The sequence below is a fragment of the Eubacterium sp. ER2 genome, from assembly GCF_000765215.1.
GTDB classification, from domain to species: Bacteria; Bacillota; Clostridia; order Lachnospirales; family Lachnospiraceae; genus Claveliimonas; species Claveliimonas intestinigallinarum.
In genome coordinates this window covers 1-17,066 of record NZ_JPJE01000047.1, presented here as the reverse complement: position 1 = coordinate 17,066, position 17,066 = coordinate 1, and the positions used below count along the sequence as shown (strand labels likewise).

The 17,066-nt window shown below is 50.4% G+C and carries 17 protein-coding genes; 12 read left to right on the top strand and 5 right to left on the bottom strand.

Annotated elements, in window-relative coordinates; translation table 11 throughout:
- Positions 1-11 precede the first annotated feature (11 nt).
- The 3 genes from NI21_RS0114360 (at position 12) to NI21_RS0114350 (ending at position 2,626) form a co-directional block, all read left to right on the top strand.
- Positions 12-911 (top strand): permease, encoded by a 900-nt coding sequence (locus tag NI21_RS0114360; RefSeq protein WP_033126896.1) that lies wholly within the window; start codon positions 12-14, stop codon positions 909-911.
- 65 nt (positions 912-976) lie between these two features.
- A complete protein-coding gene (locus NI21_RS0114355; RefSeq protein WP_033126895.1) occupies positions 977-1,519 on the top strand; it encodes a flavin reductase family protein in 543 nt (180 codons plus the stop codon).
- A gap of 165 nt (positions 1,520-1,684) precedes the next feature.
- Entirely contained in the window at positions 1,685-2,626 is a 942-nt protein-coding gene (locus NI21_RS0114350; RefSeq protein WP_033126894.1) for an aldo/keto reductase, read from the top strand.
- A gap of 65 nt (positions 2,627-2,691) precedes the next feature.
- Here the strand turns inward: NI21_RS0114350 and NI21_RS0114345 are convergent, their stop codons facing one another.
- The 3 genes from NI21_RS0114345 to NI21_RS0114335 are packed head-to-tail and all read right to left on the bottom strand — an operon-like array spanning position 2,692 to position 4,613.
- A complete protein-coding gene (locus NI21_RS0114345) occupies positions 2,692-3,024 on the bottom strand; it encodes a putative quinol monooxygenase (protein ID WP_033126893.1) in 333 nt (110 codons plus the stop codon).
- A 35-nt stretch (positions 3,025-3,059) separates the two neighbouring features.
- Positions 3,060-4,064, bottom strand: a complete 1,005-nt coding sequence (locus tag NI21_RS0114340) for an aldo/keto reductase (protein ID WP_033126892.1) — start codon at positions 4,062-4,064, stop codon at positions 3,060-3,062.
- Between the two features lie 21 nt (positions 4,065-4,085).
- The gene (locus NI21_RS0114335; RefSeq protein WP_033126891.1) at positions 4,086-4,613 is read right to left on the bottom strand and encodes a flavodoxin family protein; all 528 of its coding nucleotides are present in this window, start codon (positions 4,611-4,613) and stop codon (positions 4,086-4,088) included.
- A 167-nt stretch (positions 4,614-4,780) separates the two neighbouring features.
- Here NI21_RS0114335 and NI21_RS0114330 point away from each other — a divergent pair, with 167 nt between their 5' ends.
- From NI21_RS0114330 to NI21_RS17335, 3 genes are all read left to right on the top strand, one after another.
- A complete protein-coding gene (locus tag NI21_RS0114330; protein ID WP_081958108.1) occupies positions 4,781-5,539 on the top strand; it encodes a carbon-nitrogen hydrolase family protein in 759 nt (252 codons plus the stop codon).
- 62 nt (positions 5,540-5,601) lie between these two features.
- Entirely contained in the window at positions 5,602-6,249 is a 648-nt protein-coding gene (locus tag NI21_RS0114325; protein WP_033126890.1) for a flavin reductase family protein, read from the top strand.
- Positions 6,250-6,263: 14 nt separating this feature from the next.
- The gene (locus tag NI21_RS17335) at positions 6,264-7,250 is read left to right on the top strand and encodes a pyridoxamine 5'-phosphate oxidase family protein (protein ID WP_081958107.1); all 987 of its coding nucleotides are present in this window, start codon (positions 6,264-6,266) and stop codon (positions 7,248-7,250) included.
- Positions 7,251-7,299: 49 nt separating this feature from the next.
- Here the strand turns inward: NI21_RS17335 and NI21_RS0114315 are convergent, their stop codons facing one another.
- Together NI21_RS0114315 and NI21_RS0114310 are read right to left on the bottom strand one after the other, a co-directional pair.
- The gene (locus NI21_RS0114315) at positions 7,300-7,821 is read right to left on the bottom strand and encodes an isoprenylcysteine carboxylmethyltransferase family protein (protein WP_033126889.1); all 522 of its coding nucleotides are present in this window, start codon (positions 7,819-7,821) and stop codon (positions 7,300-7,302) included.
- Between the two features lie 77 nt (positions 7,822-7,898).
- The gene (locus NI21_RS0114310) at positions 7,899-9,212 is read right to left on the bottom strand and encodes an MFS transporter (RefSeq protein WP_033126917.1); all 1,314 of its coding nucleotides are present in this window, start codon (positions 9,210-9,212) and stop codon (positions 7,899-7,901) included.
- Between the two features lie 309 nt (positions 9,213-9,521).
- Between NI21_RS0114310 and NI21_RS0114305 the strand changes: the two genes are divergently transcribed.
- The 6 genes from NI21_RS0114305 to NI21_RS0114280 all read left to right on the top strand — a co-directional run bounded on the left by NI21_RS0114305 (position 9,522) and on the right by NI21_RS0114280 (position 16,996).
- Positions 9,522-9,962 (top strand): MarR family winged helix-turn-helix transcriptional regulator, encoded by a 441-nt coding sequence (locus NI21_RS0114305; RefSeq protein ID WP_033126888.1) that lies wholly within the window; start codon positions 9,522-9,524, stop codon positions 9,960-9,962.
- 9 nt (positions 9,963-9,971) lie between these two features.
- Entirely contained in the window at positions 9,972-11,336 is a 1,365-nt protein-coding gene (locus NI21_RS0114300) for an MATE family efflux transporter (protein ID WP_033126916.1), read from the top strand.
- A gap of 560 nt (positions 11,337-11,896) precedes the next feature.
- On the top strand, positions 11,897-13,180 hold the full coding sequence (gene ltrA / locus NI21_RS0114295) for a group II intron reverse transcriptase/maturase (RefSeq protein ID WP_033126887.1): 1,284 nt from the start codon (positions 11,897-11,899) through the stop codon (positions 13,178-13,180).
- Between the two features lie 297 nt (positions 13,181-13,477).
- Positions 13,478-14,458 (top strand): sugar ABC transporter substrate-binding protein, encoded by a 981-nt coding sequence (locus tag NI21_RS0114290; protein ID WP_033126886.1) that lies wholly within the window; start codon positions 13,478-13,480, stop codon positions 14,456-14,458.
- A 26-nt stretch (positions 14,459-14,484) separates the two neighbouring features.
- On the top strand, positions 14,485-16,005 hold the full coding sequence (locus tag NI21_RS0114285; protein WP_033126885.1) for a sugar ABC transporter ATP-binding protein: 1,521 nt from the start codon (positions 14,485-14,487) through the stop codon (positions 16,003-16,005).
- A complete protein-coding gene (locus tag NI21_RS0114280) occupies positions 15,986-16,996 on the top strand; it encodes an ABC transporter permease (RefSeq protein WP_052084158.1) in 1,011 nt (336 codons plus the stop codon). The genes NI21_RS0114285 and NI21_RS0114280 overlap by 20 nt, the downstream gene beginning before the upstream one ends.
- The last annotated feature ends 70 nt before the right edge of the window (positions 16,997-17,066 follow it).

Genomic DNA, 17,066 nt, shown 5'->3' with positions numbered 1-17,066 from the left:
GGCGGGACGGCATGGAGATTTTGAGAAGAGAATTTATTTACATATGGTACTATTTCAGCATCCAGCTGGAGCAGGTTTTCTTTTACTGGGTATTGGGGATGGTGATCGGCTCTGCTATCTCTGTGTTCGGCAAAGGGAAGATCCAGTCCGCCTTTGGGGCTCTTGGAGAAAAAAGGCTGGGAGTCCTGGGTCTTATTCCGGCCAGCCTCCTTGGAATCGCCTCCCCGCTGTGCATGTACGGCACCATCCCCATTGCGGCGTCCTTCTCTCAGAAGGGGATGAAGGATGACCTCCTTGCGGCCTTTATGATGAGCTCCATCCTTCTGAACCCGCAGCTGCTGATCACAAGCGGGATCCTCGGCCCGGAGGCAGTGACCGTGAGATTTCTGTCCGCCTTTCTGGGCGGGCTGGGCGCGGGACTCTGCGTGCGGTTTTTTTATAAAGGCAGGAGCTATTTTAATTTTACCGGGTTTTCAGAAGCGGAAAACAGGGACACAGATCCAGACCCGGCCATGCGGTTTCTGAAGAGCCTGGGCAGGAATATCCGGGCGACGGCGCCCTGGTTTCTTGTGGGGGTGCTGCTCTCCTCACTGTTTCAGAGATACGTTCCCGCGGATGCATTTGCAAAGCTTTTCGGGGAGCAGGAGGGGTTCGGCGTGCTGCTGGCTGCCACCATCGGAGTGCCTCTCTACGCCTGCGGCGGAGGCACGGTCCCTCTATTGCAGCAGTGGCTGGCATCGGGGATGAGCATGGGCTTCGCGGCGGCCTTTATGGTCACTGGACCGGCTACCAAGATCACGAACCTGGGAGCGCTGAAGATCGTGCTGGGGGCGAAAAGATTTGTCCTCTATCTGGGCTATGTAATCCTGATTTCCCTGGTGATCGGGCTGACAGTAGATCGGATCCTGTGAGCGGACATCTTTGCTATATATAGGACGATAAAAAATAAGTGGAAAATGAAAGGAAGGAAAAGCAGATGAAAAAGCATATTGGAGACAGTATTGCGCTCTATCCCACGCCCCTTGTCGTGGTGGGAGCGATGGTGAACGGGAAACCGAACTATGCTCTGGTGGGACATGTGGGGATCATCGGACATGACCGGATCATGGTCAGCCTCGCGAAAGCCCACTATACTAATCAGGGTATTAGAGAGACGAGGGCTCTGACGGTAAATATCGTGGACAAGGCAATGCTGAAGAAAGCGGATCGCGCCGGATGCGTCAGCGGAAACAAGGTGGATAAATCCGGGATGTTTGCCTACCGCACAGAGGGAACGGGCGCGCCGGTCATCGACGAGGCTCCGGTTGTCATGGACTGCACTGTAGACGACATTTACGAGACAGAAGGCTTTGAGAGCTTCATCTGCAGGATCGACGGGGTCTATGCGGAGGAGAGCGTGCTGAACGAAGCCGGGAAGATCGATTACCGCACACTGAAGCCGGTTCTTTTTGAAATGCCGACGTATGAGTATCTTACCACAGGGGACGTGATCGGGAAATGTATGAACCTAAGTGAGTAGCAGGATATTTTCTGTGCCTGGATGGGATGGCAAGCCGTTAAAGTATCCGCTGCTCAGAATTATACATGTGGGGCATGAAAAATGATGATTGACAGGTATTAGACTTAAGCGGGAACGCTTTTTATAATAATTATAGAAATTAAATAAATATTGGAGGGAAATAACATGGCAGAAATAAAAGATATTCCCAGGATTGCTCTTGGGGCATGGGCGTGGGGAAATGACGGTACATTTGGAGGAAACCTTGCGCCGGAAACTCTCAGGCCTGTATTTGACGCAGCGATGAAAGCAGGACTCAATCTCTGGGATACCGCGTATGCGTACGGGATGGGAACCTCTGAAAAGGTGCTGGGGGATTTCCTCAGAACAATCCCAAGAGACAGCTATTTGATCTCAGATAAATTTACCCCGCAGTGTGCGGATCCAGCAGCAGAAAATGCAGTGACCGCACTGTATGAAAAAAGCGCAGAGCTGCTGGGGACAGATTATATGGATTTTTACTGGATACACAACCCTGTGGACGCGCCAAAATGGGTGACAGAGCTGATCCCCCTTGCAAAGAGCGGAAAGATAGGGAAGATCGGTCTCTCAAACCACAGTCTGGCGGAAATCAAAGAGGCAGCGGATATCCTTGCCAAAGAGGGGCTGAAGATCTCCGCGATCCAGAACCACTACAGCCTTCTGAACCGGTCTTCCGAAACCTCCGGGATTCTGGACTACTGCAAAGAAAATAACATTATCTTCTTCTCCTATATGGTACTGGAGCAGGGCGCACTGACAGGAAAATACGACACAGAGCATCCGTTCCCGGCGGACTCAGACCGGGGAAGGACATATAATCCCATGCTCCCGAAGCTGGAGAAGCTGAATGTGGGGCTGAAAGAGATTGCGGACCGCCATCACGCGGCAATCGCGCAGATCCCGGTCGCCTGGGCAATCGCCAAAGGGACACTGCCGATCATTGGTGTGACGAAGGTCTATCAGGTGGAGGACGCTGTGAAAGCAGCGGAAATAGAGCTCACTGCGGAAGAGATCGAGACGTTGGAAAAACTTGGTGATGGGGCACAGGTGAATGTGATCCGTTACTGGGAAAAGGAAATGAAATAGAAGGACGGTTATTTCAAAAAAATCGCTGAAGTCTTGCGGCCTCAGCGATTTTCTTTGTTTTAACCCTATTTTTTGATGAATTTTGAGTCTGAAGCGGAAATCCCTTCGCTGTCAGACACGTATCTTTCCGCTCTCATATGCAGATCGTATTTCTCCCGGAGCTGAGCGATGGTCTCCATCATAGGTGAGGCGTGATGGGCGTCGAGTGCCTCCTGATCTCTCCAGCTGTCGATCAGCAGTACTGTCTCAGGATCCTTCATGGGGAAGAAGTAATCGTATTTCTCGTTCCCGGCTTCTGACCGGATCCGCGCGGCTGTCCCGCTTTTCTCCATCTCCTCGGCAAACCTGCGCGCATTGCCGCTCTCGCCTGTATAATATAAATTCATTGTGATGCTCATTTCATATACCTCGCTTCTCTGAAATTGATAGGATTTTATTTCTTTTCGTCCAGCAGCATGACGCCGTCTGCCGGATTATGGTCAATGGCTCCCACGATCCTGTGGGGCACATAGGGCTCCTCCAGAAAAGCGATGTCTTCCTTGGTGAGCTTTACGGAAAATGCCCCTGCGGCATCGTCAAAATGCGCGGCTTTTGTGGCTCCGATGATGGGAGACGCCACACCCTTGGCCCACTCCCATGCCAGCGCGATCTGCTGCATCTTCACGCCGTATTTTTCCGACAGAGAGTGGACGCGGCGGACAATCTCCATATCCTGCTCCTGGGTGCTGTCATATTTTCCCATCGCTGCCCGATCGGTTTTGCTGCGGAGAGAGTCGGAATTCCATTCCGGCCGGGTGAGGTGTCCCGCCGCGAGAGGGCTGTAGGGCATGAGGGATACATTCATCTGGCGGCAGATGGGGATCAGCTCCCGCTCATCCTCCCGGTAGAGCAGATTGTAGTGATTTTCCATCGCCACAAAGGGTGTCCACCCGTTATCCCTGGCGGCCAGCTGCATATTGTAGAACTGGTATCCGTACATGGCCGAGGCCCCGATGGCCCGCACCTTTCCGGACACCACAAGATCGTTCAGTGCCTCCATGGTCTCCTCGATGGGCGTCTCGTAATCAAACCTGTGGATGATATACAGATCCAGGTAATCCGTGCCGAGACGCTTCAGGCTTCCGTCCATCTCCCGGTGGATGGCCTCGGAAGAAAGCCTTCCCGGATTGAAGTAGACCTTTGAGGCGATGACGACCTTGTCTCTCGCGATATTCTTTTTGAGCGCGCGGCCCAGGTATTCCTCGCTGGTGCCCTCTGAATATCCGTTGGCTGTGTCGAAGAAATTGATGCCCAGATCCAGGGCGTGTTTTACGATCTTTTCTGTGGCGGACTCATCCACTGTCCAGTCATGCATTGTGCCGGCTTTTCCAAAGCTCATGCAGCCCACACAGAGCTTTGACACTTCTATATCTGTGTTCCCAAGTTTTGTGTATTCCATTTTGTTTCCTCCTTATCCAAATTATATGTGACTGCCGGCCTGATAGGCTTCGTCCATAGCCTTTGTGTTTTCCACTTCACCTTTTTGCCAGACTTCCTCTCCCCAGATACAGCCTTTGACCTGGTTTCCCAGGCCGGTAAAGATTGTGTTCAGCTCTTCCTCCACGAGCTTCAGCCCTTCTTTTCTGTCATGTCCGGTGATGATCAGATAGACATCATGTCCGCCGAGATTTTGCCATCTGGGAAGAAAGCGGTCGATCACTGTCTTCAGCTTTCCGTTCATAGAGTAGAAATAGGTGGGCGTCGCCACAACGATGACGTCTGCCTGCTGCATTTTATCGAGAATTTCTTCCATATCGTCCCTGAGGACGCCTCTGCCTGTTGTGAAGCAGGCGTAGCAGGCCCGGCAGAATTCAGTGCTTTTATCGTACAGAGAGATTAACTCTGTCCTGTGCCCGGCATCCTGAGCGCCGCGCATAAACTGGCGGCAGAGAATGTCCGAGTTTCCGTTTTTCCTCGGGCTTGCTGAAAGAATTAAAACATGTTTCATTTACATTCCTCCAATCTGATTGTCTCCCGTATTGTTTACATGAAATGCTGACACTGTGTCAGCAATATTATTATATTCTTTTGTTGACATTGCGTCAAGATGCTGATGATACTTGTCAGGACTTTGAAAGACAGATATAGTATAGGCAAATGGAAGGAGAGAAGGATATGGAGCTGTTGAGGACAGCCCTCCTCCAGATTGCCCCCTGCGGCACGCTGGAGGGCAATCTGAAGAAGGGGATAGAATACTGTAAAGAAGCGAAAAAGATGGGAGCACACATCGCCCTTTTTCCGGAGATGTGGAGCTGTGGCTACGATATAGGCAGCAGGAACTATGAGGAGTGGAAAAAGGAGGCGGTTCCGGCGGATGGCCCCTTTGTCCGGGCTTTTGGCGAGCTGGCCCGGGAGCTTTCCATGGCCATCGGCATTACATTTCTGGAAAAATGCGGAGCGGGATGCCGCAATGCGCTGGCACTATTTGATCGGAACGGGGAGAGGGTCCTCACCTACGCAAAGGTGCACACCTGCGAGTTCGGGGCGGAGGCGGACCTGTTGCCGGGAGAGGATTTCTATGTGGCAGACCTGGACACGCCCCTGGGCCCGGTGAAGACCGGAGCCATGATATGCTATGACCGGGAATTTCCGGAGAGCGCCAGAATTCTGATGCTGAAGGGGGCGGAGCTCATTCTCGTGCCCAACGCCTGTCCCATGGAGATCAACCGGCTCTCCCAGATCCGGGCCAGGGCCTTTGAGAACATGACGGCCATCTGTACCTGCAATTACCCGGGCACAGTACCGGACTGCAACGGGGGCTCCACCGTCTTTGACGGGGTGGCGTACCTGCCGGAGCTTCCGGGCTCAAGAGACATGTGTATCCTGCAGGCCGGATCGGAGGAGCCCTTTGTCAGGAGTGACCACCGGATATAGCCGGGGGCAACCGCGTATAGTCATTTATAAAATCCTGATTTTTAAGAAGGAGGATGCAGAACATGAAGATTGAGATTGGGAAAGAGTTCCCCGGATATTTCAAATCCCTGTACCCGGAGGAGTTCCAGCTTTTCTCCCACTTTGAGACGACCGCCGCTGTCCCCGGCGCGCTCTTTGCCATCACTACATGGAAGGAGAACGGGAAGCCCAATGTGTGCCTCCACAGCTGGAGCTGCTTTCACGGGGACAAGACCGCCTTTTTCGCGGTCATGGGCAATCTGTACCAGCACACCCACACCTACGCCAACATCCTGCGGGAGAGATGCTTCTGCGTCAATTTCCTGCCCATCAGCTGTTATGACAGGCTGACAGAGACTATTTTCCATAACGAGTACGACAGCGATGAGTTTCAGCCAGGGAATTTCACTCTGGAGGAGGCCAGGTCCATCCATGCCCCGGTGATAAGGGAGGCGTTCCTGACCATGGAGTGCACTCTGCGGGACGTGCAGGACTTAAGCGGCGCCGGCATGGCGGCCATGGTCATCGGAAAAGTGGAGCACATGTCCGTGGAGGAGGACTACGCCCAGGGCTATGCGAAAAGATACGGGGAGGAGGGCTTTATGATGCTTGTGCCCTCGCCCCAGAACCTTGTCACCGGGGAGCCGGATCTGTCGGCCATCGGGACGGTGAAGATTGAGAAATACGATTGAAGGGGAGAGAAAGCGTGGAACAGACAGTCATTGTAAACGGAACAAAGTACACTATTCTGAAGCTTCTGGGGAAAGGGAAGGGCGGCTATTCCTACCTGGCCCTTGCGGGAGGAAACTACGTGGTCTTAAAGCAGATCCACCATGAGCCCTGCGATTACTACCAGTTCGGGGATAAGCTGGAGTCGGAGCTGCAGGACTATAAAAGACTGAGAAATATTGGAATTCCCATGCCAGAGCTGCTGGACGTGGATCGGGAGAAGGAGAGGATCGTCAAGGAGTTCATAGAGGGAGAGACCGTGTATGACCTCGTGCTTAGAGGTGTGCTGCCGGAAATCTGCCAGGAGCAGGTCGAAGACATGTGCCTCCGCCTCGGCACGGCAGGACTTAACATCGATTATTTTCCCACCAACTTTATCCTGCGGGAGGGCGTCTTATATTATATTGACTATGAGTGCAACGACTATATGGAGGAATGGGATTTTGAACACTGGGGCGTCCGGTACTGGTCCGGGACGCCGGAGCTCCTGCAGTACGCCAGGAACCATGAAAATGAGTTTCGAAGGCAGCAGAGCTCTTTCTGGGCAGCCTTTGGCGAGGCGAAGAAGATGGTGCTCTCCACTGCCGCGAAAGACAGAGTTTCCTCCAGGATGATGAGCATTATCCAGATGGAGGGGCTTCTGTATTTTCAGACAGACCAAACCTTCCTCAAGTACAGGCAGCTTGCGGAGAATAAGAAGGCGGCTCTGTGCATGGACAATATACAGATTGAGGGCGTCTGCAGGGAGCTGGGACATCCCATGGAAAATGAGAGATTTGCCGGACTGTACAGAAAGCATTTTCCCGGCTCCTTTGAGAGGTATTCCGGCCTGAAAAACGAGAGGCTGTTTGTGATGAGCCCGGTCTACATCAAGAGATGGATCTACCGGGAGGGCCTGCCCTTTGAAGAGGTGTTTGAAGCGGAAGGAGAGAGGTATTCCCTGACAGAATACCAGGGGGAATGAGAGGAGACCTGCCTGTTTGGCCGCAGGAGCTGACCTTACTCATATATATTTATATATACCGCCGCGCTTTCCGGCAGTACTCCTCATATGCCGCCCCGAACTTCTCGCGGCACCATCTCTCCTCGGAGAGGATGATGAAATGGCCGCTGACCTGAAATGGGAGGACGACCCCGAGCAGGAGCAGTGACCTAGTCAGCAGCGCTATCCCAAGAAAGCAGAAAAAGTAAGAGACATACATGGGATTGCGGGAAAAGCGGTAAATTCCGTCAGTGTTGAGCCCGTTTTCATCCGGCGAGGCGAAGGCCGCCACCGTGACCAGACAGAGGAGCAGTCCCAGAAGATAGCAGATGAGCCCAAGGAGGAAGAATGGGGACAGAGCCGGCTTTACTGTGAGGAAGAAAGGATAGAGAATAATTCCTGCATTTGTCAACTGATATATGTAATAAGCTGGTTTTTCGTTTCCCTTCAGGGGTGCAAACATGGCTGCTCTTTGTAGAGAGGCTTTGTCAAGAAATGCCAGGACGACGAACCTGATAAAGAAAAAGGGAAGCAGCAGTATAAATCCGTTCATTTTGTTTCCTCCTGGAAATGTATGGCATACAGGCGCAGACCGAGAAGTCTGCGCCTGCACATTTTATTGGTGTAAATTTAATCGTTTCTTTTGCCCTCCAGCTCCCATATATGCCTGTCTCTCTGGAAGTAGAGGCATACCAGTATGCCTGCAAATGCGATCACAAAGAACAGAAAGGCTGCGCCTGATCCCTTTCCAGTGCCAAACAGGATGGACGGGATGCTGCCCCTGTCCTGGCCTGCCATAAAGGGCTCAAAGACCCGGTCTACGAGAACACCGCCCAGCAGATAGCCTACAGGTATGGTGAAAAACTGCAGAGTATTTCTCGCGGAGTAGACCCGCCCCTGCATCTCCAAGGGTATGTGGGTGCGGAAGAGGGCATCCATGTTGGTGTTCATGACCGGGATGAAGAGCCAGCCAAGGACAGCTCCCAGGCACCACACAGGGGTGCTCCGTCCAAGAGCAAGAAGAAAGTTTTCCGTGCTCATGGCAAAGAGGAGGGAGAGGCAGATGGCTCTGACCCGGCTCCTGGGTGCCGGCAGGAAGGTGGCGATGGCGCTGCCTGCCACATTTGCCAGGCCTGTACATGCGGATACCAATGCCAGAGCCCCCTGGCTTCCCCCGTTTCTGGAGAGAAGCATGGCGGGAAGGGCCGCATTGTACACCGAGGCCACCAGGTTGATGGAGGCCAGAAAGAGGATGAGATCCAGGATCCCCCGGTTTTCCCCCAGGTAGCGCAGGCCCTGGCCGGCAGCCACCAGCACAGACGACTGTCCCTCAGAGCCTTTGGACAGATCCCGCTCCGGTATCTTCACAAAGAAGACCAGACAGAGGAAGGCTGCCGTGAAGGTGAGAAGGTCAAAGGCGATGACCGCGTAAATGCCCAGGGCCGACAGAAGGGCTGTGGCGAAAACCGGCGCCAGTATAGTCACAAGGGAGTTGGAAAAGGCCCGCATCCCCGCTGCCTTCTGGTACTGCTCTCTGGGAGTCAAAAGGCTCACCGCCACATCCGAGGCGGGCTGCTGCAGGGTGTTCCCAAGACCGCTCAAGGCGTTGACCACATAGAGGTGCCAAAGCTCCAGGCGTCCGGTCGCAAGGAGGGCCAGGACGGAAAGCGTGCACAGGGCCGCAAAGCTGTCGCACACCAGCATGGTGAGCTTTTTGTTCCAGCGGTCGCTTAAGGCTCCCGCAAAAATGCTCAGCAGCACATAGGGGGCGTAGGAACACACAGTCAGAAGGGAGGAGGCCAGAGCCGACCTCTCCTGCTGGTAGGCCCATATGACAAGGGCGTAGCTCGTCATGGAGCTGCCAAGGGCTGAGAATCCCTGGGTGGCCCAGAGGATGATAAATGTATGTAATCCATTAAATAAAGTATTCAGTTTTTGTATCATGACTTTGCTCCTTTTCTCTTTTTTGATAAAACAGATCAAAAGTGCAAAGCCCTTTCCGGACGGCAGTATTTTCCATTTGACAAAGCTCCGTGTCAGTCCCGCCCGGGATCAGACTCTGCACGGAGCAGCTGCAATACAAAGCCTCACGTGGATGCCTCCTCTCTCAGAAAATGCGCATATGTGTCGTGTATCTGCTATTATACCGGAAACGTCTCCTGATGACAACATCGGCATTGACAGATGCCGCCTTTTGTTATACACTACATATTGTTTACAAGTAAACTATAGTGACCTTGCGGGGGAAGAGACATGCAGAGAACAGTGGAGGCCATGCTTGGCTATTTTAACCAGATCCGGCAGGTGTATGCCAATGAACTGAACAGGAAATTCGAGGAGGAGCGGTTTTCACCCAATGAGATTTCCATACTCATTCTCCTGTCCAACAACCGGACCATTGACACGGCCAGCCAGCTGCGGGTCATCCTGGGCGTCTCCAAAGGGCTTGTGAGCCGGAGCCTGGAGTCCCTGGCCGCCAAAGGACTGGTGGAGTGCCGGCAGGATGAGCGGGACAGGAGGATTCAGAGAATTTGTCTGACAGAGCTGGCAGCGCCTCTTGTCAGCAGACTGCAGGGGGAGATAAAAAAGATCAATGAAGCCTTTCTGGAGGGGATTTCCCAGGAGGAGATCGACCAGATGGAGGCGACTATGACGAAAATTCTTGACAGATTTACAGAAAAAGGAGAGAGATAGACAATGAAGATGGAGATATCGAGAGAAGTGAATCTGGGAGAGGAGCCCATAGGGCGACTTCTGATGACGCTGGCAGTGCCGGCCATCACATCCCAGCTCGTGAATGCGCTTTATAACATGGTGGACCGGATGTACATCGGGCACATACCGGAGATCGGCTCCACGGCTCTGACGGGAGTGGGGGTCTGCTTCCCCCTGATCATGATCATATCCGCCTTTGCCAGTTTGATCGGCATGGGCGGAGCGCCCAGAGCCAGTATCTACATGGGAAAAAAGGACAACAAAACCGCGGAGAAGATCATGGGGAACTGTTTTACGGCCCTGATCGTGATAGCTGTCATCCTGACGGCGGCGGTGCTCCTCTTCCAGGAACCCCTCCTCTATCTTTTCAGCGCCAGCAGCGATACCATAGGCTACGCCAAGGAGTACATGAGTATCTATGCCGTTGGAACCATCTTTGTGCAGCTGACGCTGGGCATGAACGCCTTTATCTCTGCCCAGGGATTTTCCAAGATCAGCATGCTCACCGTGGTGATCGGGGCGGTCACCAACATTGTGCTTGACCCGGTGTTCATTTTCCTGTTTGACATGGGCGTGGCAGGAGCAGCCCTGGCCACCATCCTGTCCCAGGCGCTGAGCGCCGTGTGGGCGGTCTGGTTCCTGTGCGGAAAAAAGACCGTGCTCAGGCTGAAAAAAGAAAACCTGCGCATCCGCCGGTCTCTTCTCATGCCCTGCGTGGGCCTTGGCGTGGCGCCCTTTGTCATGCAGTCCACGGAGAGCATCCTGCTTCTGTGTTTTAACTCTTCTCTGCTGAAGTACGGCGGGGATCTGGCGGTGGGAGCCATGACTATTCTGTCCAGCGTCATGCAGTTTGCCATGCTGCCCCTGCAGGGCCTGACCCAGGGCGGACAGCCTATCATCAGCTTCAACTACGGCGCGGGAAACATGGCCAGAGTGAAGAAGGCCTTCCAGATCCAGACGATCTGCTGTTTTACCTTTGCCTTTGTGCTGTGGGCGGCAGTGCAGCTTGTGCCGGGACTCTTTGTGGCCATTTTTACCAATGACGCCCAGCTTGCGGAGCTGACCAAGTGGGCCCTGCGGATTTACATGGGCTCCGTGCTCCTGATGGGCATCCAGATTTCCTGCCAGCAGTCCTTCATCGCCCTGGGCAATTCCAGAGTCAGCGCCTTCCTGGCTATTTTCCGGAAGATCATCGTGCTCATCCCCTTGATCTACATTCTCCCGGCTCTTCTGGAGGATAAGGTGTTCGCCGTGTTCCTGGCGGAGCCGGTGGCGGACGCCATTGCGGTGCTGACTACGTCTACTTTGTTTTACAGGGAGTTTAAAAAGCTCATGAAAAAAGCAGACGTTTAAATGACACTATATAAGACTATAAAGGAAAATCTCAGTATTGGAAATGATACTGAGATTTTTTTGTGTATGACGGGCATGCCGTCAGTCTGTGGTGAAAGTCCACAAGGGGCGTAGTTGCCAACGAACCCCATAGTGACTCCCAAGGTTTACATCGCGAGGTGTGGACGAGAAGAAGGGATAGCGAAATCGTAGCCTGACGAACAGAAACCTGATATAAGGCGTACATGGCGGATAAGCTGGCCCAAGATAGCGAAGTCCTAAAGGCAACCGTAACCCATGTGCGTAAATCAGGCGGGTAGACGAGGAAAGACTGGCAGGCTTATCCCGCGAGGTCTCACAGACGGAGATATACCGTAGTAACAACGAACTGTGAGAAGTCAGCAGAAGTCGTAGTAGGCAAAGCTCTGAAATGAGCGTTGCCGAAGGACCGAACAATGTAACCGTGTAATCAAATGTATGCCTCATGGAATACCTAACGGCAGGAATGGCGAAACGTAAATGAGCAGGTACTGCATAGCTTAGGGCGAATCCGTGAGAACGAGGAGAAAGCACACAAGGCAATGTCAGAACTGTTGGAAAAGATACTGTCCAAAGACAACATGAACACTGCATACAAAAAGGTCTGTGCCAACAAAGGTGCAGGAGGAGTAGATGAGGTGACGATTGAAGAACTCGGCGATTATATCAAAGAGAACTGGGAAAGTATCAGGAATCAAATCAGGCACAGGAAGTACAAACCACAGCCGGCCAGGAGGGTGGAAATCCCCAAACCGGATGGTGGAGTAAGAAAACTGGGAATTCCGACTGTAATGGACCGGGTGATCCAGCAAGGTATCGTGCAGGTGATAAGCCCCATGTGTGAGCCTTTGTTTTCAGAGTGGAGTTATGGCTTCAGACCGAACCGAAGCTGTGAAATGACAATCAGACAACTGCTTGTATATTTAAACGAAGGTTATGAATGGATCGTAGATATTGACCTGGAGAAGTTTTTCGATAATGTACCGCAGGACAAGTTGATGAGTCTGGTTCACGACATAATCAATGATGGCGATACAGAATCCCTAATCCGCAAGTACCTGAAAGCAGGAGTTATGACGCCGCAGGGCTACGAGGAAACAAAACTGGGAACCCCGCAGGGCGGAAATCTGTCCCCCCTGCTGTCAAACATCATGCTGAATGAACTGGATAAGGAACTGGAAACAAGAGGACTCCGATTTACAAGATACGCAGATGACTGTGTAATAGAGGTCAAAAGCGAATCGAGTGCAAAAAGAGTAATGCGGACGGTGTCGGACTGGATACAGAGGAAACTTGGGTTAAAGGTCAACATGACAAAGAGCCACATCACAAGGCCGACAAAACTGAAATATCTTGGTTTCGGGTTCTACAAAGACAGCAAGACGAAAGAATGGAAGTGCAGGCCCCATCAGGAGTCAGTGAAAAAGCTCAAAGGCAGATTGAAAGAACTGACTTGTAGGAAAATGGTGGGAACAGTCACGAGTAAGATTGAGAAAGTCAATCAGGTGACAAGAGGCTGGATTAACTACTATGCCCTTGGTTCCATGAAAACAGCAATGACAGAGATAGACGCACATTTAAGGACAAGACTCAGAGTCATCATCTGGAAACAGTGGAAAGTTCCAGGGAAGCGACAATGGGGCTTGCAGAAACTGGGAGTCGGGAAAGACCTTGCAAGGTTGACAGCGTATTGTGGAGATCGTTATTACTGGGTAGCGACTAAGACATGCGCTGTCAGGGCAATCTCTAAAGATGTATTAGCCAAAGCAGGGCTTATAAGCAGTCTTGACTATTATACTGAGCGTCATGCTTTGAAGTTATGTTGAACCGCCGTATGCCGAATGGCATGTACGGTGGTGTGAGAGGGGAGAGAAAATCTCCCCTACTCGATTTTATACGAAAAGCTGTTAGTGGATTTTATTCAAGAGCAAAATATGTGAAAAATAGCGAAAAAAAAGACATATTTTGCGTAGGTTATAAAGAGTGTTTGTGAAAAATAGTGAATAATTCAAATGAAATCAAAAAAAACTTGACAATATAGCACATGTAGAGTAATTTATAATTACAAAACGTGCTCGAGCACAATAAAAACTATGTAAGAAACGAAAGTGAAAGGAGAAAAAATGAAAAAGAAGATCATCAGTGTTTTGTTATGTGTATTAATGATGTCAGGATTAGCTGCTTGTGGTTCTGAAAGTGAAGGGAAAAAAGACAGCAATGAATCTTCAGGAGGAGAAAGTAAAGGATTTGTAGGGATCACGACCTCCATGTATACCAATGAAGGCTTGACACTTTTGTGTGATACGATGAAGGAAAGATTGGAAAAAGAAGGGTATGAAGTTGTTATCAAAGATGCAGATACGGATCAGGCACAGCAGACAAAAGACGTAGAAGATTTTATCAGTCAGGGAGCGGATCTCATCGTTGTAGAGGCATGCGATTCTGTTGGAGTTAAATCTGCATTTGAACTTTGTAATGCGGCTGATATCCCAGTGTTGAGTGTGAATCAGGTATTGGATGACTCTCTCTTGGATATGACGGTGGGATCTGTTACTGGAGATAACTATGAAGCCGGTTATGCTGTGGGCGAGGCAGTTGCAGAAGCCCTGGATTACAGAGGGACACTGACTATGCTGACATATGATGTTGCTTTTGTGTGCAGGGAAAGAGGGGATGGATTTAAGGATGCGATCAGCCAATACGATGATATCGATGTTTTGGAAGTTTTTGATGGCGTCTGTACGGAGGATGAAGCTATGAAGAAGACAGAGGATTGGCTACAGCAGTATCCGGATATTTCTGCTATCTTCGGAAACAACTCAAACTGTGGTATTGGCATCGCGGCTGCAGTCAGAGCAGCAGGAAAAACAGACGACATCTTGGTGGCAAACGTAGATGGACTTTCTGGAGATATCAGAAATATGGAAGATGGTGCACTGGATATCACAGCTGTTTATCCGATGAAAGAGATGGCAATAGAGGCAGCCGATCGTGCGATTCAGGTGTTGGAGACTGGTTCATGTGATGAGGATCCCCACATGCAGTTTAATCTTTGCACAAAAGACAATATTGACACATATAAGGAATATTGGGGAATCGAGTAGTCTGAAATTTACAGGGGGCAAGGATTATGGAAAAAGCCAAAAAATTACAGATGAAACAGATCAACAAGAGCTTTGGCGAAGTACAGGTACTGCACGATGTAGATTTCGGATTGGATAGGGGGGAGGTCCGTGCTCTTGCAGGTGAAAACGGGGCAGGGAAATCCACCCTGATCAAAGTATTAGGTGGGATTTACACCTGTAATTCCGGAGAGATATGGATAGATGGTGAGAAACTGACGCAGGGTTCTGTAGAAGAGGCGCAGAAGGCAGGCGTTGCTATAATCCATCAGGAGATCGTCCTTGTGCAGGATATGACAGTGGCAGAAAATATTTTTCTTGGGAGAGAGTTTAAGACCAAGGCAGGTTTTATTGATTATCCCAGGATGAATGCCTCAGCAGCGGAAATGCTTGGCAGGATTGGGCTTGATGATGTAAGCCCGGATACGATCGTGAGGGAACTGAGCATATCCAGACAGCAGATGGTAGAGATAGCCAGAGCACTTTCAATGAATGCAGGGATCCTGGTCATGGATGAGCCTACGTCATCTCTGACGGACAGGGAAGTGGAGTTCTTGTTTGAACAGATACGTTCTTTAAAAGAAAAAGGTACAGCGATCATCTATATTTCCCATAAGATGGATGAGATTTTTAAGATTGCAGATAGTGTGACTGTCATGAGAGATGGATGCCATGTGGTTACAAAACCATTATTGGAAATCAGCTATGAAGAGATCATCCAGAGTATGGTGGGACATAAGATAGAAGATTACTATCCCGACTATAAGGCTGTTCCTGGAAAAACGCTGCTTGAAGTCCGAAATCTCACGACAGAAAAGGTGCAGGACATTACGTTTTCTGTGGCCGAGGGGGAGATATTCGGCTTGATCGGTCTGATGGGAGCAGGAAGGACTGAACTGGCAAATGCGCTGTTTGGGATAGACCATGTGCAGTCTGGCGAAATTTTCATTGATGGGAAAAAGGACCTTCCTAAATCTACTAGGCAAGCTATTGACAGGGGTATAGCCCTTGTCCCTGAGGATCGGAAAACAAGTGGCCTTTTTTTGGAGAACACGATTGCTTTTAATATGACGATCACAGTCATGAAAGAGTTTATTAAAGGTGTTTTTGTCGATCAAAAGAAAGAAAAAAGTATCTTTGATGAGTATATTGGGCAACTGGAGATTAAAATGGCTGATACGGAACAACTTGCTGGAGAACTTAGCGGAGGAAACCAGCAGAAGATCGTTATCTCCAAATGGCTGGCAGCTCATCCTAGGATCCTGATACTGGACGAGCCTACAAGAGGTGTTGATGTAGGCGCAAAATCAGACATCTATCATCTCATCTGTGATATTGCCAGGCAGGGTGTCGCGATCATTCTGATCTCCTCAGAACTTCCTGAGGTCATGAATATGAGTACCAGGATCGGCGTTATGTGTGAAGGACAGATGGTCAAGATATTTGAACCGGATAAAGAAAAGGTGACGCAGGAGATCATCATGCATTATGCAACAGGAGGTTTTAAGCATGAAACATATAACCGGTAATTTGTTAGAAAACAAAGGCATGAATAAATTCCTAAAAAGGAACTCCATGATTTTGGTGGCGCTTCTGCTGCTAGTACTTGTCTTGGCTATCTTTACAGATACCTTTTTGACAGTAGACAACATCTTGTCTGTCATGCGGCAGATCAGTGTAGACTCAGTACTGGCCTTTGGAATGGCGATGGTTCTGATTATTGGAGGGATAGATCTGTCGGTCGGGAGTGTCTTAGCATTAAGTGGCTGCATTTGTGTGACTATGATCAACACAGGTATGCCAGCTGAAGTGGCTATACTGATTACACTTTGCTTTGGCGCTTTCTGTGGCCTGGTTAATGGTCTGGTTGCTACATTTACGACCATTCCGAGTTTTATCATCACACTGGCGACTCAGCAGTGTTTCCGCGGGGCATCTTTTTTGATGACGAATGGAAAATCAATCATGTGCTATGACGACCATTTTAATGCTATCGGAACAGGATATATAGGTCCTGTACCAATCCTGGCAGTTGTCATTGTCATCTGTCTTCTATTTACGTGCGTATTGCTCAACAGGACAAAATTTGGACGGGGCATGTATGCTATAGGAGGAAACAGGCATGCCGCTGTGTATGCGGGGATAAAAGTAAAAAGAATCACTACAACAGTATTTGTGATCACGGGGATGTTCAGTGCCCTTGCTGGCGTGATTGCTGCATCTAGAGTATATTCTGGACAGCCGAACGCAGGAGAAGGATTTGAGTGTAATGCCATAGCGGCAGCCGTGCTTGGCGGTGTGAGTTTTAATGGTGGGATCGGAACGGCCGGCGGAGTTATGATTGGTGTGCTGATCATGGGATTTATGAATAATGGACTGAATATGCTGCATGTCACATCGTACTGGCAGATCATCATAAAAGGTCTCCTGATCCTGTTGGCGGTTTACCTTGATACGATGAGGAGCAACAAGAGATTGCACAAAAAGAGGAGGAATAAACATGCTACAGATAAAGTGTAAAGAGGAGTATGAGAAATATTCAGTGATTCTGGAAGACGGGGACATAATGGTGTCCCTGGATGTGCCGGTA

What these genes read in the sequence shown, in the direction of transcription:
- NI21_RS0114360 (WP_033126896.1), top strand. Translation starts at nt 12, where the DNA reads ATGGAGATTTTGAGAAGAGAATTTATTTACATATGGTACTATTTCAGC.
- NI21_RS0114355 (WP_033126895.1), top strand. Translation starts at nt 977, where the DNA reads ATGAAAAAGCATATTGGAGACAGTATTGCGCTCTATCCCACGCCCCTT.
- NI21_RS0114350 (WP_033126894.1), top strand. Translation starts at nt 1,685, where the DNA reads ATGGCAGAAATAAAAGATATTCCCAGGATTGCTCTTGGGGCATGGGCG.
- NI21_RS0114345 (WP_033126893.1), bottom strand. Translation starts at nt 3,024, where the DNA reads ATGAGCATCACAATGAATTTATATTATACAGGCGAGAGCGGCAATGCG.
- NI21_RS0114340 (WP_033126892.1), bottom strand. Translation starts at nt 4,064, where the DNA reads ATGGAATACACAAAACTTGGGAACACAGATATAGAAGTGTCAAAGCTC.
- NI21_RS0114335 (WP_033126891.1), bottom strand. Translation starts at nt 4,613, where the DNA reads ATGAAACATGTTTTAATTCTTTCAGCAAGCCCGAGGAAAAACGGAAAC.
- NI21_RS0114330 (WP_081958108.1), top strand. Translation starts at nt 4,781, where the DNA reads ATGGAGCTGTTGAGGACAGCCCTCCTCCAGATTGCCCCCTGCGGCACG.
- NI21_RS0114325 (WP_033126890.1), top strand. Translation starts at nt 5,602, where the DNA reads ATGAAGATTGAGATTGGGAAAGAGTTCCCCGGATATTTCAAATCCCTG.
- NI21_RS0114315 (WP_033126889.1), bottom strand. Translation starts at nt 7,821, where the DNA reads ATGAACGGATTTATACTGCTGCTTCCCTTTTTCTTTATCAGGTTCGTC.
- NI21_RS0114310 (WP_033126917.1), bottom strand. Translation starts at nt 9,212, where the DNA reads ATGATACAAAAACTGAATACTTTATTTAATGGATTACATACATTTATC.
- NI21_RS0114305 (WP_033126888.1), top strand. Translation starts at nt 9,522, where the DNA reads ATGCAGAGAACAGTGGAGGCCATGCTTGGCTATTTTAACCAGATCCGG.
- NI21_RS0114300 (WP_033126916.1), top strand. Translation starts at nt 9,972, where the DNA reads ATGGAGATATCGAGAGAAGTGAATCTGGGAGAGGAGCCCATAGGGCGA.
- ltrA (WP_033126887.1), top strand. Translation starts at nt 11,897, where the DNA reads ATGTCAGAACTGTTGGAAAAGATACTGTCCAAAGACAACATGAACACT.
- NI21_RS0114290 (WP_033126886.1), top strand. Translation starts at nt 13,478, where the DNA reads ATGAAAAAGAAGATCATCAGTGTTTTGTTATGTGTATTAATGATGTCA.
- NI21_RS0114285 (WP_033126885.1), top strand. Translation starts at nt 14,485, where the DNA reads ATGGAAAAAGCCAAAAAATTACAGATGAAACAGATCAACAAGAGCTTT.
- NI21_RS0114280 (WP_052084158.1), top strand. Translation starts at nt 15,986, where the DNA reads ATGAAACATATAACCGGTAATTTGTTAGAAAACAAAGGCATGAATAAA.